This window comes from Caballeronia sordidicola, assembly GCF_001544455.2.
GTDB classification, from domain to species: Bacteria; Pseudomonadota; Gammaproteobacteria; order Burkholderiales; family Burkholderiaceae; genus Caballeronia; species Caballeronia sordidicola.
Genome location: NZ_FCOC02000002.1, coordinates 474,319 through 499,638, shown reverse-complemented (window position 1 = coordinate 499,638; position 25,320 = coordinate 474,319). Strand labels below are relative to the sequence as shown.

At 61.3% G+C, this 25,320-nt stretch carries 26 protein-coding genes and 1 pseudogene; 14 read left to right on the top strand and 13 right to left on the bottom strand.

Features of this window, described 5'->3' with window-relative positions:
- The first annotated feature begins 1 nt into the window (after nucleotide 1).
- The 10 genes from gspF (at nucleotide 2) to gspN (ending at nucleotide 7,684) form a co-directional block, all read left to right on the top strand.
- On the top strand, nucleotides 2-1,219 hold the full coding sequence (gene gspF, locus AWB64_RS05480; protein WP_060817580.1) for a type II secretion system inner membrane protein GspF: 1,218 nt from the start codon (nucleotides 2-4) through the stop codon (nucleotides 1,217-1,219).
- A 13-nt stretch (nucleotides 1,220-1,232) separates the two neighbouring features.
- On the top strand, nucleotides 1,233-1,646 hold the full coding sequence (locus tag AWB64_RS05475; protein ID WP_060817579.1) for a type II secretion system protein N: 414 nt from the start codon (nucleotides 1,233-1,235) through the stop codon (nucleotides 1,644-1,646).
- Nucleotides 1,647-1,847: 201 nt separating this feature from the next.
- Nucleotides 1,848-2,312 carry a type II secretion system major pseudopilin GspG gene (gene gspG / locus AWB64_RS05470; protein ID WP_099050494.1) on the top strand — a complete coding sequence of 155 codons (465 nt, stop codon included), beginning with the start codon at nucleotides 1,848-1,850 and terminating at the stop codon, nucleotides 2,310-2,312.
- Between the two features lie 24 nt (nucleotides 2,313-2,336).
- A complete protein-coding gene (locus tag AWB64_RS05465; RefSeq protein WP_244163934.1) occupies nucleotides 2,337-2,849 on the top strand; it encodes a GspH/FimT family pseudopilin in 513 nt (170 codons plus the stop codon).
- Nucleotides 2,849-3,244, top strand: a complete 396-nt coding sequence (gene gspI, locus AWB64_RS05460; RefSeq protein ID WP_060817578.1) for a type II secretion system minor pseudopilin GspI — start codon at nucleotides 2,849-2,851, stop codon at nucleotides 3,242-3,244. Before AWB64_RS05465 ends, gspI begins: the two co-directional genes overlap by 1 nt.
- Nucleotides 3,222-3,908 (top strand): PulJ/GspJ family protein, encoded by a 687-nt coding sequence (locus AWB64_RS05455; RefSeq protein WP_075643240.1) that lies wholly within the window; start codon nucleotides 3,222-3,224, stop codon nucleotides 3,906-3,908. The genes gspI and AWB64_RS05455 overlap by 23 nt, the downstream gene beginning before the upstream one ends.
- A 2-nt stretch (nucleotides 3,909-3,910) precedes the next feature.
- The gene (gene gspK / locus AWB64_RS05450) at nucleotides 3,911-5,023 is read left to right on the top strand and encodes a type II secretion system minor pseudopilin GspK (RefSeq protein WP_244163932.1); all 1,113 of its coding nucleotides are present in this window, start codon (nucleotides 3,911-3,913) and stop codon (nucleotides 5,021-5,023) included.
- Between the two features lie 77 nt (nucleotides 5,024-5,100).
- Nucleotides 5,101-6,408: a type II secretion system protein GspL gene (gene gspL / locus AWB64_RS05445; protein WP_060817575.1), complete on the top strand. Its 1,308-nt coding sequence runs from the start codon at nucleotides 5,101-5,103 to the stop codon at nucleotides 6,406-6,408.
- A complete protein-coding gene (locus tag AWB64_RS05440; protein WP_060817574.1) occupies nucleotides 6,405-6,908 on the top strand; it encodes a type II secretion system protein M in 504 nt (167 codons plus the stop codon). Before gspL ends, AWB64_RS05440 begins: the two co-directional genes overlap by 4 nt.
- A complete protein-coding gene (gene gspN / locus AWB64_RS05435; protein WP_060817573.1) occupies nucleotides 6,905-7,684 on the top strand; it encodes a type II secretion system protein N in 780 nt (259 codons plus the stop codon). Before AWB64_RS05440 ends, gspN begins: the two co-directional genes overlap by 4 nt.
- Nucleotides 7,685-7,694: 10 nt before the next feature.
- Here gspN and AWB64_RS05430 read toward each other — a convergent pair whose 3' ends face one another.
- From AWB64_RS05430 to ada, 6 genes are all read right to left on the bottom strand, one after another.
- Nucleotides 7,695-9,245, bottom strand: coding sequence for an efflux transporter outer membrane subunit (locus AWB64_RS05430; protein WP_060817572.1), 1,551 nt, complete (start codon nucleotides 9,243-9,245; stop codon nucleotides 7,695-7,697).
- Nucleotides 9,246-9,451: 206 nt separating this feature from the next.
- Nucleotides 9,452-9,712 carry a hypothetical protein gene (locus tag AWB64_RS05425; protein ID WP_060817571.1) on the bottom strand — a complete coding sequence of 87 codons (261 nt, stop codon included), beginning with the start codon at nucleotides 9,710-9,712 and terminating at the stop codon, nucleotides 9,452-9,454.
- 423 nt (nucleotides 9,713-10,135) lie between these two features.
- A complete protein-coding gene (locus AWB64_RS05420; RefSeq protein ID WP_060817787.1) occupies nucleotides 10,136-10,696 on the bottom strand; it encodes a hypothetical protein in 561 nt (186 codons plus the stop codon).
- Nucleotides 10,697-10,894: 198 nt separating this feature from the next.
- Nucleotides 10,895-12,514 carry a glutamate--cysteine ligase gene (gshA, locus tag AWB64_RS05415; RefSeq protein WP_060817786.1) on the bottom strand — a complete coding sequence of 540 codons (1,620 nt, stop codon included), beginning with the start codon at nucleotides 12,512-12,514 and terminating at the stop codon, nucleotides 10,895-10,897.
- A gap of 279 nt (nucleotides 12,515-12,793) precedes the next feature.
- A complete protein-coding gene (locus AWB64_RS05410; RefSeq protein ID WP_082850368.1) occupies nucleotides 12,794-13,732 on the bottom strand; it encodes a DNA-3-methyladenine glycosylase family protein in 939 nt (312 codons plus the stop codon).
- Nucleotides 13,733-14,833 carry a bifunctional DNA-binding transcriptional regulator/O6-methylguanine-DNA methyltransferase Ada gene (gene ada, locus AWB64_RS05405; RefSeq protein ID WP_060817570.1) on the bottom strand — a complete coding sequence of 367 codons (1,101 nt, stop codon included), beginning with the start codon at nucleotides 14,831-14,833 and terminating at the stop codon, nucleotides 13,733-13,735. It lies immediately after the preceding gene.
- Between the two features lie 341 nt (nucleotides 14,834-15,174).
- Between ada and AWB64_RS05400 the strand changes: the two genes are divergently transcribed.
- Nucleotides 15,175-15,582, top strand: coding sequence for a VOC family protein (locus AWB64_RS05400; protein WP_060817569.1), 408 nt, complete (start codon nucleotides 15,175-15,177; stop codon nucleotides 15,580-15,582).
- A gap of 15 nt (nucleotides 15,583-15,597) precedes the next feature.
- Here the strand turns inward: AWB64_RS05400 and AWB64_RS05395 are convergent, their stop codons facing one another.
- Together AWB64_RS05395 and sap1 are read right to left on the bottom strand one after the other, a co-directional pair.
- Nucleotides 15,598-16,149 (bottom strand): YaeQ family protein, encoded by a 552-nt coding sequence (locus tag AWB64_RS05395; RefSeq protein ID WP_060817568.1) that lies wholly within the window; start codon nucleotides 16,147-16,149, stop codon nucleotides 15,598-15,600.
- A 264-nt stretch (nucleotides 16,150-16,413) separates the two neighbouring features.
- Nucleotides 16,414-16,758 carry a surface attachment protein Sap1 gene (gene sap1, locus AWB64_RS05390; protein WP_060817567.1) on the bottom strand — a complete coding sequence of 115 codons (345 nt, stop codon included), beginning with the start codon at nucleotides 16,756-16,758 and terminating at the stop codon, nucleotides 16,414-16,416.
- Between the two features lie 450 nt (nucleotides 16,759-17,208).
- On the opposite strand from sap1, the gene AWB64_RS05385 reads away from it, so the two are divergent.
- A complete protein-coding gene (locus tag AWB64_RS05385) occupies nucleotides 17,209-17,835 on the top strand; it encodes a LysE family translocator (protein ID WP_060817566.1) in 627 nt (208 codons plus the stop codon).
- Nucleotides 17,836-17,898: 63 nt separating this feature from the next.
- Here AWB64_RS05385 and mnmE read toward each other — a convergent pair whose 3' ends face one another.
- On the bottom strand, nucleotides 17,899-19,287 hold the full coding sequence (mnmE, locus tag AWB64_RS05380) for a tRNA uridine-5-carboxymethylaminomethyl(34) synthesis GTPase MnmE (protein ID WP_060817565.1): 1,389 nt from the start codon (nucleotides 19,285-19,287) through the stop codon (nucleotides 17,899-17,901).
- A 316-nt stretch (nucleotides 19,288-19,603) separates the two neighbouring features.
- On the opposite strand from mnmE, the gene AWB64_RS05375 reads away from it, so the two are divergent.
- A complete protein-coding gene (locus AWB64_RS05375; protein WP_060817564.1) occupies nucleotides 19,604-20,023 on the top strand; it encodes a hypothetical protein in 420 nt (139 codons plus the stop codon).
- Nucleotides 20,024-20,190: 167 nt separating this feature from the next.
- Here the strand turns inward: AWB64_RS05375 and yidC are convergent, their stop codons facing one another.
- The 4 genes and pseudogenes from yidC to rpmH form a co-directional block, all read right to left on the bottom strand.
- Nucleotides 20,191-21,882, bottom strand: a complete 1,692-nt coding sequence (yidC, locus tag AWB64_RS05370) for a membrane protein insertase YidC (RefSeq protein WP_060817563.1) — start codon at nucleotides 21,880-21,882, stop codon at nucleotides 20,191-20,193.
- Between the two features lie 179 nt (nucleotides 21,883-22,061).
- Nucleotides 22,062-22,292, bottom strand: a pseudogene (yidD, locus tag AWB64_RS32185) (membrane protein insertion efficiency factor YidD); the annotation flags it as partial.
- Nucleotides 22,293-22,342: 50 nt separating this feature from the next.
- Nucleotides 22,343-22,786 carry a ribonuclease P protein component gene (rnpA, locus tag AWB64_RS05360; protein WP_082850385.1) on the bottom strand — a complete coding sequence of 148 codons (444 nt, stop codon included), beginning with the start codon at nucleotides 22,784-22,786 and terminating at the stop codon, nucleotides 22,343-22,345.
- Nucleotides 22,787-22,910: 124 nt separating this feature from the next.
- A complete protein-coding gene (rpmH, locus tag AWB64_RS30780) occupies nucleotides 22,911-23,045 on the bottom strand; it encodes a 50S ribosomal protein L34 (RefSeq protein ID WP_006998755.1) in 135 nt (44 codons plus the stop codon).
- 418 nt (nucleotides 23,046-23,463) lie between these two features.
- Here rpmH and dnaA point away from each other — a divergent pair, with 418 nt between their 5' ends.
- Entirely contained in the window at nucleotides 23,464-25,053 is a 1,590-nt protein-coding gene (dnaA, locus tag AWB64_RS05355) for a chromosomal replication initiator protein DnaA (protein WP_060817561.1), read from the top strand.
- Nucleotides 25,054-25,320 lie beyond the last annotated feature (267 nt).

The window sequence follows — 25,320 nt, the reverse complement described above, 5'->3', positions numbered from 1 at the left end:
CATGCCGGCGTTTCGTTTCGAAGCAATCGATCAGGCGGGCAAGTCGCAAACAGGCGTGCTCGATGCCGACAGCGCCCGCTCCGCGCGCAGCCAGTTGCGTACGCAAGGGCTCACGCCGCTTGTCGTGGAGGCAGCCGGGTCTCGTACGCGTGGCGAGCGCAAACAGCGTTTGTCGCTGGGGAAACGTTTGTCGCAGCGCGAGCAGGCCATCCTCACGCGCCAGCTTGCGAGCTTGTTGATTGCGGGATTGCCGCTCGGCGAAACCCTGTCGGTCCTGACCGAGCAATCCGAGCGTGATTACATTCGCGAACTAATGGCCGCGATACGCGCCGAAGTGCTTGGCGGCCATTCGTTTGCCAGCGCGCTTGCTGAGCATCCGCGCGATTTCCCGGAGATTTATCGGGCGCTGGTGGCCGCTGGCGAACATACGGGCAAGCTTGGGCTCGTGTTGTCGCGGCTTGCGGATTACATTGAACAGCGTAATGCGCTCAAGCAGAAGATCGTGCTTGCGTTCACGTATCCGGCCATCGTCACGTTGATCGCATTTGGCATTGTCACGTTCTTGCTGAGCTACGTGGTGCCGCAGGTGGTGAACGTCTTTGCCAGCACCAAGCAGTCGCTGCCGTTCCTCACCATCGCGATGATGGCGCTTTCCGGTTTCGTCCGGAATTACTGGTGGGCCATGCTGATCGGCGTGATTGTAATCAGCTGGTTCATCAAGACATTGCTTGCGCGGCCTGGGCCGCGCATGGCGTTCGACCGCTGGCTCTTGACTGCGCCGCTGCTCGGCAAACTGGTTCGCGGATACAACACCGTGCGTTTTGCCAGCACATTGGCAATCCTGACGGCGGCCGGCGTGCCTATCCTGCGCGCGCTGCAAGCCGCTGGCGAAACGCTGAGCAATCGCGCGATGAGCGAAAACGTACAAGACGCGATTATTCGCGTGCGCGAAGGCACGTCGCTGTCGCGCGCGCTCGGCAACACGAAGACGTTTCCGCCGGTGCTGGTCCATCTGATCCGTTCCGGCGAAGCGACCGGCGACGTCACCACCATGCTCGACCGCGCATCCGAAGGCGAAGCGCGCGAACTCGAACGCCGCACGATGTTCCTGACAAGCCTGCTCGAACCGCTCCTGATCCTCGCGATGGGCGGCGTCGTGCTCGTGATCGTGCTCGCAGTGATGTTGCCGATCATCGAATTGAACAATCTGGTGCAGTGAAGAAGCCGACCTTATGAACGCCCTCCAAACCCGTCTTCTCACGCTCGCCGCGCTGGCCGTTTTCTGCGCGACGCTGACCTGGTGGATCGTCACGCTGACATCGCATCAGAGCGCGCCGTTGCCCGCAGCAGCGGCGGGGCGCGCGCCTTCCACGGAACTCGCGGCCACGCTGTTTGGCGGCCAGTTGAAGCGTCAGGAGAACCAGGACGTGCATCTGTTCGGCATTCTGGCCTTGCAGCACGGCGCGGCGGCGATTGTCAGCTACGGCGGCGAACCGGCGCGCGCGATTTCGCTCGGCGGTCCTTTGACGCAAGGCGTGACGATCAAGGAAGTGCGCAAGCGCTCGATCATCATCGACAGAAAAGGCGCGCTTTCTGAAGTGTTCCTGCCGCCAAATGCGCCGGGACCGACAATTTATGTGCGCTGAGGCAGCGCGAGATCAAAGGGATCGAACGAGGCGGGCGCGCGAGGCGAAATCACCTTACGCCGCACCTATAGAATGCTTTCCTGTCCACAACAACCAGGCGTTGCCTGCGGACAGAGAGTGAAAAAATCATGGCGCGGCGATCTGACGCGCGCCGTGAACGACATCAAAATTGGAAAGGAAGATCAAGTCATGCAAATGTTGATGAAGCGCCGCGACGCACTCCAGACGGCGCAAGGCACACAGCAAAAACGCCGTCAGCGCGGTTTCACGCTGATCGAAATCATGGTGGTGATCGCCATTCTCGGCATTCTCGCGGCGCTGATCGTGCCGAAGATCATGAGCCGTCCGGACGAAGCGCGGCGCGTGGCGGCGAAGCAGGACATAGGCACGATCATGCAGGCGATGAAGTTGTATCGGCTGGATAACGGCCGTTATCCGACGCAGGAGCAGGGTCTGCGCGCGCTGATCGAAAAGCCGACCAACGATCCGATTCCGAACAACTGGAAGGACGGCGGTTATCTCGAACGCCTGCCGAACGACCCGTGGGGCGCGCAGTATCAATATCTGAACCCGGGCGTGCATGGAGAAGTGGACGTGTTCAGCTATGGCGCGGACAACAAGCCGGGCGGCGAGGGCAATGATGCCGATGTCGGCTCGTGGCAATAAGCATTTTTTATAGAAGTAACCGACGTGAACCAGCAGCACGAGCCGGATCGTTCAGCCTTTAAGCCGCAGCGCGCGGCGAAGGCACGGCCGCAAGCTGGCTTCACGTTGCTGGAAATGCTGGTGGTGTTGGTGATTGCGGGGTTGCTCGTGTCGCTTGCTTCGCTGCAACTCACGCGCAATCCGCGCACGGATCTGAACGAGGAAGCGCAGCGGCTCGCGCTGCTGTTCGAATCGGCGGGGGACGAGGCTCAAGTGCGCGCCCGGCCTATTGCGTGGCAGCCGCTTGACGGCGGTTTTCGTTTCGATGTCCGTACCGAAGACGGCTGGCGTCCGCTGCGTGACGACTTGCTGCGCCCGCGCCGCTGGGAAGGCGGCGTGACCGGCGTGACGATTCAGTACCTGGGCTCGGATCAGGAAGCGGGACGTCTGGTGTTCGGCACGGAAGCGATCGATACCCCCATGGAAGTGACGATTGTTTCTGCCGTGGGACGGGCGACGATTGTGGGTACGGGCAACGGCCGGTATCGGGTGCGCTGATGGCGAAGCTTCCATCACTCAAGCACGCACGCGGTTTCACCATGATCGAAGTGCTCGTCGCGCTGGCGATCATTGCGGTGGCGCTGGCGGCGTCGCTTCGGGCCGTGGGATCGCTTGCGACCGGCGAGGCGGACTTGCATAACCGGTTGCTCGCCGGATGGAGCGCGGACAATGAACTCGCGCAGTTGCGGCTCACGCATTCGTGGCCCGAAATCGGCGCGCGGACATTCGATTGCTCGCAGGGAAACCTGAGGCTGACATGCACGGATCGCGTGACATCTACGCCAAATCCGATTTTCAGGAAAGTGGAAGTGTCCGTCACCTCGCCCGGCCGGCCCGGCAATCTCGCGCAAATGGTCATGGTGGTGGCGAATGAAACGAACCGGTCGCTCTGAGCGGCGCCTTCGCCGCTCACGTGGCGAGCGTGGCTTCACGCTGATCGAGATGCTGGTCGCGATAGCGATTTTGGCGGTGATCGCGGTGCTGTCGTGGCGCGGTCTCGACCAGATCATGCGCGGACGCACGACGATCACGAACGCGATGGAAGACGAGCGCGTGGTGCAGCAATTGTTCGACCAGATGCGCATCGATGCCCGCCAGGCCGCAACGGACGACGAAGCCGGCCAGGCGGCGGTCGCGATTGGCGGAAATTCGCTGCAGATCGTGCGCGGCGTGTATGCGGCGGGCGCGGCGCCGCGCTTGCAGGTGATCCGATACCGGCTGAGCAATGGCGTGGTCGTGAGGTTTGCATCGCCGCCGTTGGGAAACATTGGCGAAGTGCGGCGGGCGCTATCCGCTGGAGACGGCGCGGACGGCTGGTCCACGATTCCGTTGATGGCCGGCGTCACGACCTTCGCCACGCGCGCCTACGTGCCCAAAACAGGCTGGACGATGAGGATGGCGGACGTGACCTCGCAGATCACGCAAAACGACAACAACCTGAAAGTGCCGCAACTCGGCAACGCGCCGTTGCCGCGTGCCGTGACAGGCATCCAGATTGCGGTCGGCGCGCACGGTCTCGCCGCGCCGATCACGCGCGTTTTCCTGATCGGAGAATGACCATGGCGCGGGCTGCATCGAAACCGGCAGAAAGGCGTGAAAAAGGCGTCGCGATCATCAGCGCGCTGCTGGTGGTGGCGTTGTCGGCGATTATCGTGTCCGGGTTGCTGTGGCGGCAGGAAGTGCAGATCAGGCGTATCGAGAACCAGAGGCTGCTCGCGCAGGCGCAATGGATCTCGCGCAGCGCGCTCGACTGGACGCGCCTGATCCTGCGCTCGGAAGCCGATACCGCGCCGAACGTCACGTATCTCGGCGGCGTGTGGGGCGTGCCGATCGCGAAGACGCGCCTGTCGGATTTTCTCGGGCAGATTGGCGAGGTGCGGGCGCAGCAAGGGGCGTCGACGTATCTGTCGGGATCGATTGAAGACGCGCAGGCCAAGTTCAACCTGCGCAATCTGGTTTCCACGCCAACGCCGGGCCTGCTGACCATCAACGTGGACGAGATCCAGTCGTTTCAGCGCTTGCTGACGTTGCTCGGACTCAACGGGTCGCTGGCGAAAACCGTGGCGCTGCAGTTGCGCGCGGGGCTGGCGCAATCGGCGACGCGGTTCCAGACGCAAAGCACGATAGGGACGGCGAACAACACGCAGCAGTCGGTGCTTCAGGGTTTGGCGCAAGGCGGCGGGACCGGCGGCGGCAATTTCACCGACGACCCCGGTCTTTCGGACGCCGACAGCAACGCGCCCGTTGCGCCGCTGCAGATGATCAACGTGGAGTCGTTGCTCGACGTTCCGGGATTTTCGCCGGAAATCGTCGACAAATTGCGGCCTTTCGTGACGGTCCTGCCGACCACGACGTCGGTGAACATGAACACCGCGACTGCGGAAGTGGTCGCGGCCACGGTGCCGGGCATGTCGCTCTCGCAGGCGCAGGCGTTTGTTGCGCGGCGCGAGACCGTGTTTTTCCACGATGTCGGCAACGTGCAACTCGCGCTGACCGGCGCGGGCGTGAAGACGGATGGCATCGATATGAACCAGATGGATGTGACGACGAAATACTTTCTGATCCACGGCCGCGTGGAGCACGAGCGCGCCGAAGTGGAGCGGACCACGTTGCTGTATCGCGATCCGGCGACGCACACCACGCGTATTGTTTATGTGCGCGACCAGCTTTGATGCGAAGTACAGTGAATGATCACCATGAATAAGCTTCAAGCACGACATTCGAACACCCGAAGAGAAGAGAGCGGCCTTTGAGCACATTGATCGTCCTACTGCCGCCGCGCGATCCGGCGGTGCGCTCCGAAGAATGGCATTTGCCGGAGCTGCCGTTTTTGCTGCTGGACAAGCGCAACGTCACGCAACGCACCGGCCGCGCCGCGCTCGGGCTCCTGCCGCGCGCGAGCGCGACAGTGCTGATCGTCGCCGCGCGCGATTTGCTGCTGACCGCCGCGCCGCTGCCGCCATTGAAAGGGCCGCGTTTGCGCCAGGCTTTGCCGAACGTGGTCGAGGATCAACTGATCCAGGACCCGCATACGTGCCATATCGCTGTTGATCCGGTTGCGCTTGCAAGCGGTGCGCGCGTGATGGCGGTGATCGATCGCGGCTGGTTCCGGTTCCTGATGGAAGCGTTCGCGAATAGCGGGCATCGGAATGTGAAGGCCGTGCCGGCAATGCGTTGCCTGCCGCTGCAAGAAAGTGGTGCCGACGTGCCCAATCCGTTCGTCGCGGGCGTGCTGGGCGAGGTGGTTCCAACCGCGCCCGCATTGCTTGTCGGCGAAGCGATGGCGCCGCCGCCAAACGCCGTGCCGCGCGTCGAGATCGCGATTGCGCGCGGTGAGCACGCGGCGCTCGGCGAAGGTCTCGCGATTCCCGCCGATGCCGCCACGGCCACGCTTGGCGCGCTTGCCGGCGCGCAGCCCATGACGCTCTACACGCTGCGCGATGTGCCCGGCGCGGAACCTCGGCTTTCATCGGTTTCGGGACGGGCCGGCATTCCCGGCGCAGAACCGCTGCCGTTCGAAGTCCTCGCGCGCAACGCGCTCGCGAACCGCTTCGACCTGTGCCAGTTCGAATTCGCCGCCCAACCGTGGCGGCTCGACCGCGCGACCATGCGGCGCCTGAAAGTGCCGGTGGCGCTGCTCGCGGGGGCGCTGATCGTGTCGATGATCGGGATCAACATCCAGTGGATCCAGCTCAGCCGGCAACGCGACGCGATCAACGCGCAGATGACCGAACTGCTGCTCAATACATTTCCGAAAACCACGGTCGTGCTCGACGCACCCGACCAGATGGCGCGCCAACTCGACCGTCTGCGGCTTGCATCGGGACAATTGTCGCCCACGGATTTCCTGTCGATCGCCGACGCCTTCGCCCGCGCGCTCGGACCGATTCCGGTGAACGGCATCGCGGCGCTGGATTATCGCGACAGGAAACTCGACGTGACCTTCAAGCCGGAAACCAAGGTCGACCCCGGCCTGCAAAGGCGTCTGATCGCGAACGGACTGACGGGCAGCATCGACAGCAACACGGGCAAATGGTCAGTCAGGAGCGGCCAATGAAACAGGCAATCACCGATACCGGCATGGAGTTCTGGTCCGCCCGGACCCAGCGCGAAAAGACCATCCTGATGTGGGGCGGCGCGGCTTTGGCCATCGTCATTGTGTATCTGGTGCTGTGGGCGCCGGCTTACGAAGGCCGTGCGCGTTTGCGCGAATCGCTGCCGCGCATGCAGGCGCAGCTTGCGCAGATGACGGCGCAAGCCAACGAAGCGCGTTCGCTGGTGGGCAGCGCGCAAGGCGTCACGCCGACCGGCGGCGCGCTGCGCGACGCGTTGACGAAGTCGCTCGCCGACAACAACATGCCCGCGACACAGGTTCAGGTGGTCGGCGCGGCCGTGCAGTTTCAGTTGAAGAACGTATCGTTTCCGGAATGGACGGTCTGGCTCGACGACGTCCGCAAGCAATACAAGGTGCAGGTCAACGAAGCGCATATCACGGCGCAAAAACCGGATGGTCAGGTGGATCTGACGGCGTCGCTGCAACCGGCACAGCCGCAATGAACTACGGAACGCGGCGGCTCCTGGCCGCCTGGCCATGGTTCGCGGTGGCTTTTGCATCGGTCGCCGTGACGTTGTTCGTCATGTTGCCCGCCGCGTGGATCGTGCCGCAGTTCGGCAAGAACACGGGTGGTCACGTCAATCTCGTCGATCCAGCCGGTTCGCTCTGGAAAGGCTCGGCCACGCTGATGCTCGCAACCGGCGGCGGCGGTGAGGGCGCGACCTTGCTGCCGGGACGCATTGAATGGCGCACGGCGTTCTGGCCGTTATTTACCGGGCACGTGCGCATGCAGATGTTCCAGACCGACGCCATGCCGGACCCGGTTCTTGTGGATGCAAGCTCGAAAAGCTCGACGCTTTCATCTGGTTCCATCGCGGTGCCGGCGAGTTTGCTGAGCGGACTTGGGGCGCCTTTTAACACACTCGATCCGGACGGCAACGTGCGTCTGACGTGGACCGACTGGCGCATTCTGGGAGGCAGCACGTACGGTCAGGTGATCGTGACGCTGGATGACATGTCGTCGCGCGTGTCGCGCGTGAAGCCGCTCGGGTCGTATCGCGTGGTGTTTCAGGCGGAAGGTCAGGCGGGCACGATCAACCTGACGACCACGCGCGGGCCGTTGATGCTGTCGGGCCAAGGAACCGTATCGCAGGGTTCGAGCACGTTCAGCGGCGTGGCGACGTCGGCGCCCGAAGCGCGTGAGAATCTGGCTGGATTGCTGAACCTGCTTGGCCGGCATACCGGACCGGATTCCGTCGAGTTGACTTTGAACCGGTAAGCCGCCGCGTTTATTGCCCGGGCGTGCTGGCGTTCGTGGCCAGCACCGGACCCGATTTCAGCGCCGCACTCGAATCTTGCGGCGAACTGGCCGGCGCAGCGGGCGCTGCCGCGCTGCCGGTTTCTTCGTTCATCTGAGCGGTTTCCCATCCGCCGCCGAGCGCCTTGATCAGTCCCACCGACGACACCATCCGCTGTCCCGCAATACTCGCCAGCTTCTGCTGGGCGGTGAACGCCGTGGTCTGTGCGGTGAGCACGTTGATGAACCCGACCGTGCCCGACTTGTACTGGTTGTTCACAATGTCCAGCGCCTGCTGCGCCGACGCGACCGCCTGCTGCTGAACCACGATCTCGTTGGCGAGAATACGAATCGACGCGAGATTGTCCTCGACGTCCTGAAACGCCGTCAGCACCGTTTGCCGATAGGTCGCCACCGACTGGTCATACGCGGCGCGCGCCGCTTCCGTGCGCGCGGCCCGCAAACCGCCATCGAAGAGCGTGGCCGCAATGGACGGTCCGAGCGTCCAGAATTGCGATGGCGCGCGCAACAATTGCGACAGCACGGAACTCTGGAATCCGCCCGACGCCGACAGTGTCAGCGTGGGAAAAAACGCCGCGATCTCCACGCCAATCTGCTCGTTCGCCGCGGCCGCCTTGCGCTCGGCGGACGCAATGTCCGGGCGGCGTTCCAGAATGGACGATGGCAAGTCGGCTGGAATGTCGGGCGGAATGGCGTCGAGCGGCGATGACGCGATGCTGAACGTGGACGCCGGTTCGCCAACGAGCACCGCGATCGCGTGTTCGAATTGCGCGCGAGACACGCCGTTATCGATCGCGGCGGCCTGCGCGGACTGCAATTGCGTCTGCGCCTGGATCACGTCGGAACGAGCGATGGTGCCTTGTGCGTATTGATTCTGCGTGAGCTGCAGCGTGCGCTGATACGCGGCGACGGTATCGTCCAGCAGCCTTTGTTGCGCGTCGAGCGAGCGCAACTGGAAGTATGTCTGCGCCAGCGTGGCCTGAGCGGAGAGCCGTGCGTTGGCGAGGTCGGCGGCGGCGCTTTGCTCGCCGGCGCGCTGCGCGTTTACCGTGCGGCTGACGGTGCCCCATAAGTCCGGTTCCCACGATGCATCGAGGCCAAGACTGAAGGCGTTGCTCACGCCGCTACTTGAGAACTGCGAGTTCGTGGAGCGGCTGCCGGAACCCGACCGCGTTCCCGACGCCGATAACCCCACAGTCGGGAAATACGCCGACCGCGCCTCCGAGACCAGCGCGCGCGCCTGCCGATACGTCGCCGCAAACTGTTCGATGGTCTGGTTCGAGGTGTTCAGCCGCCCTTCCAGATCGTTGAGCTGCGCGTCGTTGAAAATGGTCCACCAGTTTCCACGATCGATCCGGTCGGCCGGTTGCGCAACCTTCCAGCCTTCCGGCGCTTCCTTGTAAGCAGCGGGAATGGCGGCGTCGGGCCGCTTGTAGTTTGGTCCGACGGCGCAGCCGGCAAGCGTGAGCACCATGACCAGCACGGTTTTACGATTAAAAACGGAGATTCGGGTGAACGGCATCTGCTCTGGATTCCTGTCGGAGGCTGCGCGTTTCGGCACGGCATTGTCGCCAGCGAAACGGGTCCGAAATGGTAACTGGATGCGCGCGCAAGGCGCGCATATGGGCAGACGTAAGGGTAACGGCTTGAAAGGAAACTGGGTTTACCTGCGTCGCGGATTCGGTTACGAGCCGTTACGCCGCGCGGCTATGCGCTTGATGCGATGAGTCAGGCGTCGCAATGCTTCGCGCTGCACAGCAGGGGTTCAGCAACGGCAGTGGCAGACTTGGCCGGCTTGCGTATCTTCCGGTTTTCGAACCACGCCGCGCCCAGTACGACAAACGAACCACCTGGCAGCAAGAAAACGATCACATACAGCGCAAGTTTCCACGAACTGAGGTTCGGCGGCAGAACATGCAGCAATGCGGATGTGACGGATTGGCCGAAGCGTCGGCCGAGGAGGCGGGTGGTTTGGGCAGCGCGGTTCATCGGTAAATCCATATGCGCATCGAGAAGATTCGATGCTTTCAGTCGGTCAGAACATAGTCTCGGGTGGCGCCTTGGCGCGTAACTCGGTGCTTAGAATAATATTGACTATGCAATCGATTTTCAAGATGCATAGCTTGCCAAATTTTTCCGATGTTGTTTTTCGGTTGCAGGAATAGTGCGCCGCACTATCTTGCGGCCTGCATCGAGGATTGTGCTTTCGACCGCATGCTTGGCGTGATTTGTAAAAATTGAGCGCGTGTCCGTTGGCGCACAGCAACCGCTTCGCAGCAAATAAACGGAGTTGCAAACGCCAGCGTATAAAAGAATGCCTATGCAAGTGTTTTACCTATCGAATCGATAGGTCCGTCCGCACCCAAAAATGCGCCGGGCCACATTTCATCATGAACAGCGGCCCGCGATCGATTATTCCGGCGTCTGATTCTGGCCCGACTGGCCAGGCTGACTTTCCAGCGTCGGCGGCATGGGCTGGACCGGCAAGGCGGGCGGTATCGGTCTGGACGATGGCGTGGGCGAAACCGGCGGCAATGCGTTGCCGCTAGCCGTTGCGCCGGCTCGGGTGCCCATCTGCGATGGACCGCCGCGAACGAATTGCTTGAAATCCGCTCCAGCCTTCCACGGGTTGGGTTCGCAGCCGAGCATGTTGTCGCAATGCGCAGCAAAGCCGATTGTCGCCGTGCCTTCGTTGCTTGGTGTTTTCGTGATCTGGTACGCGAGCGCGCGTTTTCCACCCGATGGCCCCGTGGTCTGGATAATCGAGTCGGTAACGGTCTGCAGCTTGTATTCCGAATGGTTGGTGACCCAAACTTGCGCACGGGCCCACCACGCGTCGCATTCGGCCTTGTTGGTACAGGTGAGCGGCGAGGTGGCCTGTTCCATTGTTTCACCGGCGACCTGACCGTTTGTCGAACATCCCGCAAGCAGCGTAAATGCGGCTGCGGCCGTAGCCAGTCCCGTGGTTTTCATCAGGTTCATCTTCCCTTCTCCTTTATTAGCGCGGATCAATCCGGATCCTGATTCGTCGCTAATTTCATACCCGATGTGCGTAAGCCTTCCGAGCGTTGCGTCCTGTTGCAAAAGGAGTAAGGGTTGCCACTGCCGAAGCTACGCGGCATGGGAAAAGCTGCTTGAGGTGAGAAAGGCGCCTCGGCGGACGCCCGTCGATCAAACGCTGATGCGATTCAACGTATATGCGCGATACGCGCCGACAAATGCATCGAATGAGCCGATTTCGTCGCGTTCGATCCTGGCCTGATCCTCCAGCGACTTCGCCGCGAGCGCTTCCATCTTGCGTTCGGCTTCCGCGCTGAGCGGACGGCTGCGGAAATAGTTTGCGTGACTTTCGCTGAGATCGAGCGCGAATGCATCGAAGCTCTGGCCGCGTTCGCGCATGATCGCAAGCACTTGTGCCGAAGGCGTAAGCGATACATCCGCCAAACGCGCACGCTGGGCGTCGAGCGCGAGCACATGCTCGTCAATTCCGTGCAGGTTGTCGAGCGCGCGCGCCACCGGTTCAATGGCGTCCAGCAGTTCGCCGGCCCAGCCTTGCATGGCAACTTCCCGCCCGTCACGAGCCAGCGTCAGGCCCGGCTTGCGCCCTTCCTTCGTGATACGCGCGAAGTTTTCGTTGGCCTCCTCATTGGCGGCGCGCGGCAGCAGCGGACTGTCTTCGAGTGTGCAGTACAACAAATACGCGTCCATGAAGCGCGACGTCTGCAAGGAGATCCCGGTCGGTTCGAACGGATCGATATCGAGGCAGCGCACCTCGATGTACTGCACGCCCCGCGACGACAACGCGTGCAGCGGCCGTTCCCCTGGCTGCGTGACGCGCTTGGGCCGGATGGTCGAATAGAACTCGTTTTCGATCTGCAGGACGTTTGTGTTGATCTGCACCCATTCGCCATTGCGCTGGGTGCCAATAGCCTCATACGGCGGATGCGGCTCGGAAACGGCCTTTGCGAGAACGTCGAGATAGCCGTCGAGCGTGTCGTAGCTCGGCAACAGCGCGGCTTGCGCCGGATTGTTCGTATAGCCGAGGTCGCTCATGCGCAGGCTGGTCGCGTATGGCAGATAGCGCGTGGTGGCATCGAACGTTTCGAGCGTGTTCGGGCGGTCGCGCAGAAACTGCCGGTTCAGCGCAGGCGACGCGCCAAACAGATACATCAGCAGCCAACTCGTGCGCCGGAAGTTGCGGATCAGCGCGAAATATCGTTCCGACTGGAAGTCGACCATGCGCGTGGCGCTCTGGCCGTCGAGCGCCGCCCACGCGCGCCACACGTCCTCATTCAGCGAATAGTTGTAGTGAATGCCGGCGATGCATTGCATTGTGCGGCCGTATCGAAGCGACAAACCGCGACGGTACACATGCTTCAACATGCCGATATTCGACGTCCCGTAATAGCCGATGGGAATCTCCTGGTCGGCGGGAAGCTGGCCGGGCATGGAGTTGTTCCAAAGCAGTTCGTCGCCGAGGTGCGCATAAGCAAAACGATGCAGCTCGTCCAGATGCTCGAGCGTGGTCGCCACGTCGTGATCGGCTGGCGTGATCAACTCGATCAGCGCTTCGGAATAATCGGTCGTGATGAGCGGATGCGTAAGCGCGGAGCCGAAGGCGCGCGGATGCGGCGTTGTGGCGAGCGCGCCGTCACGTGTGACGCGCAAGCTCTCCTTTTCGATACCGCGCAATCCCTGCCGCAAAGCGGCGCCGGGCGCGCCCGTTGTCAGCGCCGAGAGGCGTTCCAGGAAAGTGCTGCGGGGGGAGGATGCGGAATTCGTATTTGCCATTGCTGCGACGTTTGCGCTCGGCGCGAAAACAGCACGCGCCAAATCGGATTTTTCGGGTAGCGGGCACTTTAACATCTCAGTGTAAGCCGTGCTTGAAGCCTTGCCGGGTAAGGGTTTGCGCGAATTTCGCCGCATCTCGCTAGAACCTGCCAAGGGGCGATTTTTATCGAACCGACGTCGCGTTTGCGGTTCGGCTGCACGAGCATGGAAGCTGTCGCCGCGCGAGATGGGAGGGGTTACGAGGGGTTATGGGATGTTCGTGGATGTTGAGCGTACGCCTCAGCCGCCCTTGGCCGATCCCGAGCGATCGGCAATCTCGTTCCATACATGCAGCGCGGCATACGCGCGATAAGGCCGCCACGCTTCTGCCCGGGCGCGAAGCACAGCCGCTTTCGCCATCGATGGATCACGCGCCGCAAGCGACTGCATCAGGATCAGGTCGGTGCCGGGCCACGCGTCGGCGTCGCGCAGCGCGCGCATTGCGACATATTCGACCGTCCACGGACCGATGCCCGGCATTGCCAGCAACGCCGCGCGGAGTTCGCCGCGATCAGCGCGAGGGTCATCGAGCGGCAGCGCGCCTGTCGCGACCTCGCGCGCGAAGCCCTGCAACGCGGCCACGCGCTTGCCCGGCATGCCGATCTTGTCGAGATCGGCCGTCGCCAGCGCGGCCGGCGTGGGGAAGCGCCAGGCGGTATCGGGGTGAGGATGATCCGGGAGCGGCGTGCCGGCGCGCTGGACAAGCCGGCCAATGATGGTGGACGCCGCCTTTACGCTGACCTGCTGCCCGACGATGGCGCGCACGACCAGCTCGAAGCCGGACCATGCGCCCGGAACGCGTAAGCCGGGTGCAGCTTGCGTAAGTGGCGCAAACCACGGATCGCGCGCGAGATGGGCGGCGATGGCGGGTGCATCGGCCTGAAGATCGAACATGCGCGTCAAATGCTTGCCGATGAGCTTTGCGTGCCGGCCCGCCGGTCCGCCCACCGTGGCGACAAGGCACGGTTTGGTCGTGTGCCGTATGACGCTGAGCGTGCCTGGTTCGCCCAGCCATTCAATCGCGCGTTTATAGGCGCCGTTCTCCACCGTTTCCACGCCCAACGTCGCGCGTCCCGCGAAAAAACGCAGGACGCGCGGCCAGTCATACGGTTCGACAAACGGAAGCTGCAGGCGAACGGCTTTGGATGCCGCCGCCGGCAATTCGAGCGCGGTTTTCAATCAGGAAGTCTCCGCCGTCTCGCGCGCGGTTTCCGGCCGGTGCTCCTTTTCCGCCGATAACAACGCCACTTTTCGCGCCGTTCCCCACCGATACCCCGCGAGCGCCCCGTCCTTATGCACCACACGGTGACATGGAATCGCCAACGCCACAGGGTTCGATGCACACGCGCTCGCCACCGCCCGCACCGCGCGCGGCGAGCCGACAGCTTCCGCGATATCCGAATAGCTCCGCGTCTGGCCGTACGGAATCCGCCGCAGTGCGTCCCACACGCGCTGCTGGAACGCGGTCGCACTGATATCGAGCGGCAGGTCGAAGTGCTCGCGGGTGCCGCGTAAATAGGCATCGATTTGCGCGATAAACGGCGCCAGGCGCGGCGTATCCTCGATCCGCCGGGCTTCCGATAATTCCAGCGCGAGATCGGCTTCGAGCGCCGCGGGTTCATCGCCGAACGCAATCTTGCAGATTCCCTTGGCCGTCGCGGCGACCAGCACCGTGCCAAGCGCGGACTGCGCGGTCGCGAAATACACGACAAGCCCGGCTCCCTTGCGCCGATAAACCGACGGCGTCATTCCCAACTCGGCAGGCGCGGCGCCATACATACGCGATGTCGAACCAAAACCGGCGTCCTGCGTGGCGCGCGTGACATCGTCACCGCGTTGCAAAGCCCCGCGCAAAGCGTCCGCGCGACGTGCGGCCTGATATTGGCGCGGTGAAACGCCCACTACGCGCGAAAACAGCCGCTGAAGGTGGAACGGGCTGACATGCACGACGCTGCTCAATTGCGCAAGCGTGAGACGCTCCTGCGGATCGGCATCGAGCGCCTTGCATGCGCGTTCCACAATAGCGAGTTCCCGCGACAAACTGCCGGGCTGACACCTTTTGCACGCCCGATAACCGGCCGCTTCGGCTTGCTGGGTGCTTTCGAAGAATTCGACGTTCTCACGGCGCGGCGGCCGCGAAGCGCACGACGGCCGGCAAAACACGCCGGTCGTGCGCACTGCATAGAAAAAGCTGCCGTCGGCGCTGGCGTCCCGGGTGGACAGGGCGTTCCAGCGGGATTCGGGATCGGCGAACGCAAGGGGGGCTTGATTGGGTTTCATCACATTCCTCAATATTCGAAGGGTACGTGATTACTGTAATGACGGGCGTTTTCCGGGTCGCGCCGGTTCTTGCGCTGTCATTCCGGAGCCATTGACACGCGTATGACCGCATGGAGAAATGACGCGCAGATGCCACACTTCGGCACCATAGGGGTTTTTACTACGATAAGTGTTGCAACGTACGAACCCACTGTGTAATATTGGAACTGTCTCCTCCATGTCTCCTCCTGATATGGATTCAGCCCGCTCCAAACCGAGCGGGCTTTTTTTCGTCCATGGGTTTTGCAGAAGCGCTGTATCGGCGCTGTGGAATAAAATTTCCAGCAAAACGGAGACATTCGATGCAAATCCACATCCGCGAGATTGATCACGTCGTGATTCGATGCGCGAACCTCGACGCCATGGTCCAGTTTTACGCCACAGTGCTCGGCTGTCCGGTGGAGAAAGAACAGCGCGAACTCGGGCTGATACAAATGCGCGCCGGGCGGTCGCTGATCGATCTGCTGGCGGTGGGCGCCAGAATTGACCGGCCAGAAAGCGGCGCGCCGGGCACGGGGTGCAACGTGGATCACGTTTGCCTGCGCGTAGAGCCATTCGACGCCGCCGCGCTGCGGTCGCATCTGGTGGAAAACGGCGTGCGCCTGGGCGAAGAAGCTCGCCGATACGGCGCGGAGGGTTTTGGCCCATCGCTGTATTTCTTCGATCCGGAAGGCAATCTCATTGAATTGAAAGGGCCGCCGGAGGTTTGAAACGCGCGGCTGGGCCTAGCGCGGCGCGCCCTTGAACACAGTCCAGTCGATGGCAACCGGATCCACGCTCGCGCTGCCAAGCGATGCCTCGCCGTCCTGCACCGTGCATTGCAGCCGCATTGTCCGTTCCGCCAGCGCGCCGAGCGCCGCGGCAACGCCGTCGGTGAGCGACCAGACGGTGACGTTTTGCATCCGTTCGACTTTCGACTTCACGCCCTGCCACCAGATCTCGGATGTCCGGCCGCCGTACGCGATCACCATGACCCGATCCGCCCGCCCGCTCGCCTTTGCGATGCGCCGTTCTTCCGGCTGTCCCACCTCGATCCAGGTTTCGATTTGCCCCGTCGGATCCTTTTGCCAGAGATCGGGCTCGTCGGTGTCCGACAGGCCTTTGGTAAATTCCAGGCGCTCGCTCGCGAACAAGGCGAAGGCGGCGACGCGCACCATCATCCGGTCGTCGGTTTCGGACGGATGCCGGGCAATGGTCAGCGCGTGGTCGCCGTAGTAATGCCGATCCATGTCGGCGATTTGCAGCTCAGCTTTGTAGATTGTGGATTTAAGGGCCATGCAGCACCGGAAGGCCTCGGGTGGGAGGCCGTAAAAGGGATTTGGAAGAGAATTTGGACGAGGAACGCCGCTTTTGGCGTGCGCCGACGCGTGATGATACCGAACGCGTTCGTTGATTGCGCAGATTGACGCGAGGACTGGCGTTGACGCAAAAGGATTGCGTCAGAACTGGCACACGTTGTTGCTTGAGGTTGTACGCCTGAATGCAAACGGGCGGCAAACGCCGCCGGTTTGTTTGTGGCTTTTGCGTAGCGTTTTTTGAGCTTATTGCTTGATAAATCGATCCGCGGTCCACATGCCTTGGGTATCGCTATTTGCGGCATTCACGAATTCGACATCATGGCCAATAACCCGTACCACGCGAAAATCCGCGTCTTCTGGAGTAGCTAGGCATTGAAACCCGGAAAAGAATTCCTGCACTTTCTGATGTTCGCCGGCTTGAGCGTGTTGATCGGCGGAATCGAATTTATCCTTCGATAAACATCCATACGAATTAGGCAGGAAACTGAATGTTTGTTGCGGCTGGATGAGCTTGTCTTGTGCCTTGACAGAAGTGATTGCGGCAAGCACGCAGATCACCGCGAAAGCAGCGGCAGCGCTCTTTTTCATTTATAGCCTCCATGCAACCGTCTCTGGGGAAGTAGCTATGTATTCAGTGGCTAGTTATTAATATGCAGCGTTTATCGTAGACCACGAATTTGAAAGAGCAAGCACGAGTTGTGTGCGTTTGCAACACGACAGATTGCCGCACCTTGGTGGATTTATTAAAGCGCCTTATTGGTGGACCGGCTAAATGAAATCAAGTAATTGATGCAGCGCAATCCGCGTTCGCTATAAAAAATGCCCGGCTCATTAGAACCGGGCATTAAACCTCACGAGTGAGGGAGGAGACACTTCGCATTACCGGACTTGATCGCTGGTCGAAGTCCGCCGAACAATGAGCAGCTTGTGTGCCAGGAACGCTTGGACCGAACAAGGCCCTAGCGCGCTATTTGTGCACAAATTGTTGTCAGAAACGCGCCGGCATGGATTAATCGAAGCTTCTTCCCAGGAGCTCATATGACACTCGCCCAATGGCTGCCGTTCGCGATCGCATCGGCAATACTTGTTGCAATCCCCGGACCGACCGTGCTGCTCGTGGTGTCGTACGCACTCGGACACGGCCGCAAATACGCTCTCGCGACTACTGCCGGCGTTGCTCTGGGCGACCTCACTTCAATGACAGCTTCCATGCTCGGACTTGGCGTGCTGCTCGCGGCATCGGCGGAATTGTTCATGATACTCAAATGGGTCGGCGCGGTGTATCTCGTCTATCTGGGTATCAAGCTCTGGCGTGCACCCGTGATGGATGCCGACGCGGTCCGGCCACCCGCCGAATTGCGCACGGGACGGATCGTCGCGCATGCTTATGCTGTGACGACATTGAACCCGAAGAGCATCATTTTCTTCGTGGCGTTCCTGCCGCAATTCATCGATCCACACGCGGCCGGCATTTCGCAGATCGCGATCATGGAGGCGACGTTTGTCGGGCTGGCGGCGGCGAATGCGTTTGGCTACGCGATGTTGGCATCGGTGGCGCGGCGAGCGATCAGGCGCCCGAGCGTGCAGCGGACGGTGAACCGGACGGGCGGTGTCTTGCTGATGGGTGCGGGAGTGTTTGCGGCGGTTTGGAAGAAGGCGGGGTGATATAGGCTTGCGTGCGTCAGGGCACTTCATTGGCGAGGGTGAAGTGCCGATCAACTCGAACCATCATTTCCCGATACAAAACCGGCTAAAAATCACGCCCAACAAGTCGTCCGAACTGAACTCGCCAGTAATCGAATTCAACTGATCCTGCGCAAGCCTCAGCTCTTCGGCGAACAGGTCGAGCGCCTGGGCGTTTTGATCAGCGTGATCCGCCGCTGTGGCCAAATGCTCGCGCGCCGCCCGCAGCGCAATCAAATGCCGCTCGCGCGCCAGGTAGATGCTCTCAGCGCCCGCTTGCCATCCTGCGATCTTCAGCAATTCCTCGCGCAGCAGCGCAATCCCATCTCCCGTTTTCGCCGATAAACGAACCTCGCGCACATCATTGCGGGCGATCGAGGCGGCCGCCTTCACACCCGCCAGATCCGCCTTGTTCAACACGCGCACGACCGGCACGCCAACAGGAAAACGTGCGGCGATGGCGGTGTCGTCCACGCTCAGCGTTTCGCGTGCATCGAGCAGATGCAACACCACATCCGCGCGGTCGATCTCGCCCCATGTCCTTTCAATTCCAATCCGCTCAACCTCGTCCTGCGTGTCGCGCAAACCGGCGGTATCGATGACATGAATCGGAATGCCTTCAATCTGAATGGTCTGCGTAACCTTGTCGCGCGTCGTGCCGGCAATTGGCGTGACGATGGCGAGTTCCGCACCTGCCAGCGCATTGAGCAACGAAGACTTGCCGACATTCGGCTGCCCCGCGAGCACCACCGACAAACCCTCGCGCAACAACGCGCCTTGCCGCGCATCGGCGAGCACTTTGTCGAGCAACGCCCGGATGCGTGCGAGCTTGCCGCGGGCATCGGCGGCTTCGAGGAAATCGATCTCTTCCTCGGGGAAATCAAGCGTTGCTTCGACCAGCATCCGCAACGTGATCACGTCTTCCACGAGCGCATGGATCTGGCGGGAAAACGCGCCATCGAGTGAACGGCCGGCCGAACGCGCGGCAGCCTCCGTGCTTGCTTCGATCAAATCGGCAACGGCCTCGGCTTGCGCTAGATCGAGCTTGTCATTGAGGAACGCGCGACGCGTAAACTCACCCGGCTCGGCGAGGCGCAGGCCGAACTCGCGCCCGGCATCTATGGCGCGCTGTAGCAGCAGTTGCATGACGACAGGTCCGCCATGTCCCTGCAGTTCGAGCACATGCTCGCCGGTGTAGGAATGAGGCGCGGGAAAGTACATGGCGATACCGCGATCAAGTGCTTCACCGTGTGCATCGACAAATGGCGCATACGTCGCGTGACGCGCTTCGAGCAACTGGCCGCACAGCGCGAGCATGGCGTGTTTCGCGGCCGCTTCGCCCGCTCGCCCGAACGAAAGCCGCACCACGCCAATACCGCCGCGACCCGGCGCAGTAGCGATCGCGACGATCGGATCGGAGTCGTTATTGCACATGATTTTCTCGAATAAACCGGCGATAAATGAGTCGCGGCATTGTAGCGCGGCGAGTTGATTTCGCTTAGCTAACCAACGACGTTAAGACAATTCTTAATCTATCTTATGTGGGCTATGATGGTCTGGAGGATGGGTCGGAGATGTGCATCATTTCGGTGTACGCAAATGTCACGGGTAAGGGCTTTGCATGGACTGGCAATTCAACCCCGAAATTTTGTTTGTTTTCCTCGCACACGATAAAAAAGCGGAAACTTGCGCCATATCTAGCGCAGACGGTTGACTTAGCCAGTGCGTTTGCCTCGCACAATCGCGACCTATGCCAACGCCCCAAGAGAAAGCCGATTTTTCGGATCGGCTCAAATTTTCGATGACCCGCGCGCCCGAGAAGATGCGCGGCGCAACTGATCTCGCCTTGCATTTCAATTTGCGATATCACGGCGAACCTGTTTCAGCTCAGACAACTCACAAATGGCTGACTGCGCGTTCGATTCCCACTGCGGACAAATTGGCTACGCTCGCAGCGTGGTTCAAGGTTGAGCAACATTGGTTGCATTACGGACCGCCGCCAAGCGGCAATCCACAAAGCACGCCCAAACCGATTGCCCACGATGAGAAGTATCCAGCGTCCGAAGAAACGCTCGAACTCGCTTCGAAGATTGAAGCGCTATCACCGCATCACCGGTATTTGCTTGAAGAACTTGTTGACCAGTTCTATGGGGCGGGGAGTAAACGGTGAAGTGCTCTCGTTCAAAATCTGAATCAATGGAATGCTGGGGAGCTTTCGCAAGCTTTATCGACCTTTCAAGCGGATGTGGGAAAGCTCTTTAAACCCCTCATAAACAAAAAAACGCCCGGCATAAACCGGGCGTTTTCATTCAACTGTTCGCAGTCAAAGACCGAACCTCAAGCCTTCGCTACCTTCTTCTGTCCCATCATTCGCGTAATGTAATACTGCTGCGCGATGGAAAGCACGTTGTTCACCACGTAATACAAAACCAGCCCTGACGGGAAGAAGAAGAACATGACCGAGAAAGCCAGCGGCATGAACATCATCATCTTTGCCTGAACCGGATCCGGCGGCGTGGGATTCAACCGCGTTTGCAGGAACATGGATACAGCCATCAGCACCGGCAAAATGAAGAACGGATCGGCTTGCGACAAATCGTGGATCCACAAGATCCACGGTGCACCGCGCATTTCCACCGACGACAGCAACACCCAATACAGCGAAATAAACACCGGAATCTGCACCACCACAGGCAGACAACCGCCGAACGGATTCACCTTCTCGGTCTTATAGAGCGCCATCAGTTCCGCGTTCATCTTCTGCGGATCGCCCTTATATCGCTCGCGAATCTGCGTCATGCGCGGCGTGATGGTCTTCATGCGCGCCATCGACTTGTAGCTCGCCGCCGACAACGGGAAGAACACCGCCTTGATCAGCAGCGTGAGCAGGATGATCGCCCAGCCCCAGTTGCCAACATAGCTATGGATCTTCTCGAGCAGCCAGAACAGCGGCTTCGCAATGATCGTCACCATGCCGTAGTCTTTCACCAGCTCGAGACCCGGCGCGATGCCTTCGAGCATGCGCTCTTCTTCTGGACCTGCGAAGAGGCGCGCCTTCACGTCGATGGTTTGTCCAGGCGCAATGGTTTGCAACGGCTGCTGCACGCCCACGCGATACAACGCCGGATCGATTTTCTGCACATAGATATCGCGCTTCACGCCCTGCTGCGGAATCCACGCCGATGCGAAATAGTGCTGCACCATCGCGATCCAGCCGTTATCGGCGGACGGCGTAAACGTTGCCTTGTCCTTGTCGATATCGCTGAAGTCGATTTTCTGGAAGTGATGCTGGTCGGAATAAACAGCCGGCCCAATGAACGTGTGCGAGAAACGCGGCGTTTCCACCGGCGAGTTGTCGCGCACCAGTTCCATATAAAGACGCGGCGTGACCGGCGTGGTGCCGACGTTCTGCACCTTGGTGTCGACGTTGATCACGTAGCTGCCGCGCGTGAACGTGTAGGTCTTGACGACCTTCACGCCACCCTTGGCCGCCGACTCGAATGCAAGCGACAGCGTGTTGCCGTTACCCATCGACGTCTGGCCACCCGGAACCAGCGTGAACACGTCGTTGTGGTTCGGGAAGTCGCCGCCGAGCAAGCCCGTGCGCGCGAGGTACGTGTGCGTGGCGGTGTGGTCGAAAAGCGTGATGTACAGGTCGGGCTGCTTGCCGTCGCCTTCTTTCACGAGCGACAGCTTCGAGAGCGTGCCGCCGCGTGTGTCGATGTCGCCGGAATACACGTCGGTGGTGAACTTCACCAGTTGCGCGGCGTCGGCGGCCGGCGCGTTGGCGCCAGGAACCGCGGCGCCGCCGGGCGCCGCGGGCGAACCCGGAGCGCCGGCAGTGGCGGGCAGGTCGGAGGCGTGCGTGCCCGGCGTCGTGGTTCCCGGTGCTGCCGTGGCCGCCGTCTTGGTCGGAACGGCGCTCGGGAAGAACATCGACTGACGCCCATGGTCACGTTGCCAGTTGTCGAACAGCATGACAGCCGACATGAAAAAGATGACCCATAGGACGGTACGTTTGATATCCATGCGTTGTCTCAGTGTCGATCGAAAAGCGCGTTATGGGCGCCGTTTGGGTTTGAACTCACCACGTCCACCTTGTCCGTCGATAAGGACGGATCAGGCGAATGTGCTGGATTCGGGGCAGAGTCGGCGACTGGGCCCGCCGCCGGCACGCCATCCTGCGGAACGCAGCCGGCGGCGCACGGTGGCACGGGAACCAGATCGATGCCGCCAGCCGAAAACGGATGGCAGCGGCACAGACGTTTTGCTGCGAGGAATGATCCACGCGCGGCGCCATGATACTGGATTGCTTCGCGCGCGTAGTCAGAACACGATGGGTAAAAGCGGCACCGGTCGCCGAGCATGGGGCTCACCGCAACCTTGTAAAAGCGCAATAAGGCGATCAACGCCGTTTTTGCAATGTGTGCCGTTTGCATAGGATTCACGCCTGGACCCAGGTCCGGACCGGTTTTCCGTCTGGCGCTGCTCAAGAGCCCGCGGGCGTGGGTGGATCGTTGACAGTAACCGGCGCATCCGGCCCGGACGCGCGTCGCGCGGCTTCGCGCACGGCACGCTCGAGCAGACCGTCGATTTCCTCGCGACACAACGCGCGCAGTGGCGGTGATTTTGCGCTCGGCATGGCCTTGCGGTCGATCTTCGCGTGCATGCGCAACAGGATGTCCCAGCCGCCGAGTTCCGCGCGCCGAAGCCTGAACGCTTCGCGCGCGAGCCGTTTGATCAGGTTACGCGTCACGGCGCGCGGCGCAAACTTCTTGCCGATAACCAGTCCGAGCCGTGCTTCGTTGCCCGTCGGCTTGCCGTACAGGACGAAATGCGGGGATCGGCGCCAAGGGCGCAAACGAAAAACGGATGAATACTCATCCGTTTTCAGCAGCCTTGCGGCCTTGGGGAACGCGGCACGTGCTTGCAACTGACCGATTTCCTGTCCGGAGTCCGTCGTACGCTGCGCCTCCTGGCCATCGCTCGCGTCGGGGCGTGTGCCGGTGGGCGCTGTCGATATCAATAGCGACCTTGGCGACCTGGACCCGGCGACCTTAAACTGCCAGGCGCTTGCGGCCCTTCGCACGGCGAGCGTTGATGACCTTGCGGCCACCGGCGGTCTTCATGCGGACACGAAAGCCGTGGGTGCGCTTGCGACGGGTTACGGAAGGTTGGTAAGTGCGTTTCATGTTGGTCTCACTTGGGTAAAAACGGACCGCGCGGCATGACGAAGCGACATAAAAAGTGACGCACCGGCCGGTGGTACAGGAATTCGGGTTTTGCGGAACCCGCTATTTAAACCGTTTTCCTATTGACCGTCAATAGGTTACGGTGCATGAGGGCCGTTTTCGGGCGAAGTCCACAGGTCAGCGGATTCGCTTCGCAAGATGGTCCGTCCCTGTGGATAACTCGCGCCGTGATTCCATTTGGCGTTAGAATCACCCCTCAATCCGAAGCAACCGCACGTAGTCCCGGTCCGCTGTACCGCCTGCAAAATCAGGCTGGACAAGACTTCGGGGCGCGCTTGTCCGCACGCATCCGGCTTTCGCGCCTGATAGCGGCGCGGGCCGCGGCAGGACTCGCGGTAAACCCTAACGACTGCACTCGATGACCGATTTTTGGCAACACTGTTCCGCATTGCTGGAGCGCGAACTCACGCCGCAGCAGTACGTCACGTGGATTAAACCGCTGGCCCTCGTCGATTTCGATGCCGATGCGAGCACGCTGCGCATTGCCGCACCCAACCGGTTCAAGCTCGACTGGGTGAAAAGCCAGTTTTCGGGCCGTATCGCTGACCTGGCCCGGGATTTCTGGAAGGCGCCTGTCGATATCCAGTTCGTCCTGGATCCCAAAGCCACCGCGCGAAAGGCGATGGGCGGCGCGCCCGCGCCCATTCCGGTGCCATCGTCACCTTCGCCTTCGCCCGCGTTCCAGCCGCGCGCCCAGGCGGACGCTGCCGCGGAACGGCCAAATGGTGGCCACGCGAACGCCAGCGCCCATATCAACGCGCTCGCCGCGGAAGCGGCTCAGGACGCGCAATCGCGGCAACTCAACGATCAGTCCGACGCCGGCGACCTCGACTTGCCGAGCCTCGACGCCAACGAAGCCGCCGTCGCGCGCCGCACATGGCGGCCGGGCGGCACGGCCTCGTCCGGCGAAAACGATTCGGCCTACGAGCGCTCGAAGCTCAACCCCGTTCTCACGTTCGACAACTTCGTGACGGGTAAGGCGAACCAGCTCGCCCGCGCAGCCGCGATCCAGGTCGCCGATAACCCCGGCATTTCGTACAACCCGCTCTTCCTCTACGGCGGCGTGGGGCTGGGCAAGACGCACCTGATTCACGCCATCGGCAATCAGTTGCTGCAGGACAAGGCCGGCGCGCGGATTCGCTACATCCATGCCGAGCAATACGTGTCGGACGTGGTCAAGGCTTACCAGCGCAAGGCTTTCGACGACTTCAAGCGTTACTACCATTCGCTCGACCTGCTGCTGATCGACGATATCCAGTTCTTTTCGGGCAAATCGCGCACGCAGGAAGAGTTTTTCTACGCGTTCGAGGCGCTGGTGGCGAACAAGGCGCAGGTGATCATTACCAGCGATACCTATCCGAAGGAAATTTCGGGTATCGACGACAGGCTGATCTCGCGCTTCGACTCGGGCTTGACGGTCGCTATCGAGCCGCCGGAACTCGAAATGCGCGTGGCCATCCTGATGCGCAAGGCGCAGTCGGAAGGCGTGAGTTTGTCGGAAGATGTTGCGTTTTTTGTCGCAAAGCACTTGCGTTCGAACGTGCGCGAACTGGAAGGCGCGCTGCGCAAGATTCTGGCGTTCTCGCGGTTCCATGGGCGCGAGATTTCCATCGAATTGACGAAGGAAGCACTGAAGGACTTGCTGACGGTCCAGAACCGGCAGATTTCGGTGGAAAACATCCAGAAGACGGCGGCGGACTTCTACAACATCAAGGTCGCCGACATGTACTCCAAGAAGCGCCCGGCGAACATTGCACGGCCGCGCCAGATCGCCATGTACCTGGCCAAGGAACTCACCCAGAAAAGCCTGCCCGAAATCGGCGAACTGTTTGGCGGCCGCGATCACACCACGGTGCTTCACGCCGTGCGAAAAATCTCCGCCGAGCGCGGCACGGACGCGCAGTTAAACCACGAACTGCACGTGCTCGAACAGACGCTCAAGGGCTAGCTGCGCGGGCATGTCGGCGGGTCGGAAAACGGGCTTGTTTATTGACGAAATTGCCCCCATTTTCGGGGTAAGGGCGGGTTTTGAGGCACAATATGGGTTTAACCGTCCAGCGGCGCTGGGCGGCGTTTTGGCGCAAGCCTGGCACGTGCGGGCGGCAGTGACCGCAGGCACGTGACACGAGACCGTCCCAAAGCAATCCATGCGGTGGCAAGGCCTCCATGAAAGTGGCGGCAAAAGCGGCGGGCGGCCGTCACATCAACGAAGGAA